We start from the raw sequence: 1,503 nt of genomic DNA on the forward strand, positions 1-1,503 counted from the left end.
GGCCGAACTCCCGGCCTGGAAGGAGGAGCACAACACCTCCCCCCGCAAGGTCCGCACCCGTGTCGAGCACCCCTTCGCCCGCATGAAGACCTGGAAGATCCTCCGCGACTGCCGCCTGAAAGGCGACGGCGTCCACCACGCCATGCTCGGCATCGCGCGCCTGCACAACCTCACCCTCGCCGGGTGACAGGTAGAGAGGCTGGTCAACCGGCATCCCGTAGATCATTTACGGGACAGCGCTTAGGTCGATACCGACCTAGTCTTCTGAGTCAGGAATTCTGTTCAGATGTGTAGGCTTGGCCCATGGCGCGTACGGGGCGGCCGAAGGCCGAGTTGATCCTGTCCGGTGAGGAACGGTCCGCGCTCGAGGGGTGGGTGCGGCGCCGTTCCACGCCGCAGGCGTGGGCTTTGCGGTGCCGGATCATCCTGGCCTGCGCGGAAGGTGCCTCGAACAAGGACGTGGCGGCCCGGCTCGGCTCGACCGCGCATGCGGTGGGCCGCTGGCGGGCGAGGTTCGTCGAGCACCGGATCGCCGGCCTGGGTGACATGCCCCGCCCGGGCGGTCCCAGGTCGGTGACGGACGAGCAGGTGGCCGCACTGGTCACCAGGACGCTGCAGACCGCGCCGAAGAACGCGACGCACTGGTCGATACGCTCGATGGCAAGGGAACTGGGCCTGTCACAGTCAACCGTGTCCCGGATCTGGCGGGCTTTCGGGCTGCAGCCGCACCGCTCACAGACGTTCAAGCTGTCGACGGATCCGTACTTCGTCGACAAAGTCCACGACGTCGTCGGCCTTTATCTGGACCCGCCCGAGCGGGCCCTGGTCTTCTGCGTGGACGAGAAGTCGCAGATCCAGGCCCTGGACCGCTCGCAGCCGGTGCTGCCGATGATGCCCGGAGTGCCGCAACGCGTCACGCACGACTACGTCCGGTCCGGCACCACCACCCTGTTCGCCGCCCTGGAAGTGGCCACCGGCAAGGTGATCGGCTCACTCCATCGCCGTCACCGGGCCGAGGAGTTCAAGAAGTTCCTTCTCAAGCTCGACAAGGAAGTCCCGGCCGGCCTCGATGTCCACCTGGTGCTGGACAACTACGCGACCCACAAGACCCCGGCCATTAAGACCTGGCTCCTCGCGCATCCCCGGTTCCACCTGCACTTCACACCCACCGGATCGTCCTGGCTCAACCTGGTCGAGCGGTGGTTCGCCGAGCTGACGAACAAGCAGATACGGCGAGGCGTCCACAAAACTGTCCAGGCCCTGGAGCAAGACATCCGCAACTGGATCGCCGCATGGAACACCGACCCGAAACCCTACGTCTGGACCAAAACCGCGGACCAGATCCTCGAGCGCCTCGCCTCATATCTGAACAGAATTCCTGACTCAGAAGACTAGTGCCTCTTTCATTCTGAATAGCTGCAGGTCAGCAGTGTGTGGATGGCTTGGATGATGGTGCTGATGCGGCGGGTGGGGCATCTGGCTCGTCGGAGGATCCGCCGGGAC

Annotated in this window: 2 protein-coding genes and 1 pseudogene; 2 read left to right on the forward strand and 1 reads right to left on the reverse strand. The window is 65.0% G+C overall.

Annotated features, from left to right (window positions below; all coding sequences use genetic code 11):
* Together ACZ6C1_RS39025 and ACZ6C1_RS39030 are read left to right on the forward strand one after the other, a co-directional pair.
* The coding region (locus ACZ6C1_RS39025; protein ID WP_469247776.1) for a transposase at window positions 1-187 on the forward strand (187 nt) is incomplete at its 5' end.
* A 116-nt stretch (window positions 188-303) separates the two neighbouring features.
* On the forward strand, window positions 304-1,395 hold the full coding sequence (locus ACZ6C1_RS39030) for an IS630 family transposase (protein WP_469247777.1): 1,092 nt from the start codon (window positions 304-306) through the stop codon (window positions 1,393-1,395).
* A gap of 8 nt (window positions 1,396-1,403) precedes the next feature.
* Here the strand turns inward: ACZ6C1_RS39030 and ACZ6C1_RS39035 are convergent.
* A pseudogene (locus tag ACZ6C1_RS39035) lies at window positions 1,404-1,503 on the reverse strand (IS5/IS1182 family transposase); the annotation flags it as partial.

Source organism: Streptomyces sp. NPDC041796 (genome assembly GCF_055590785.1).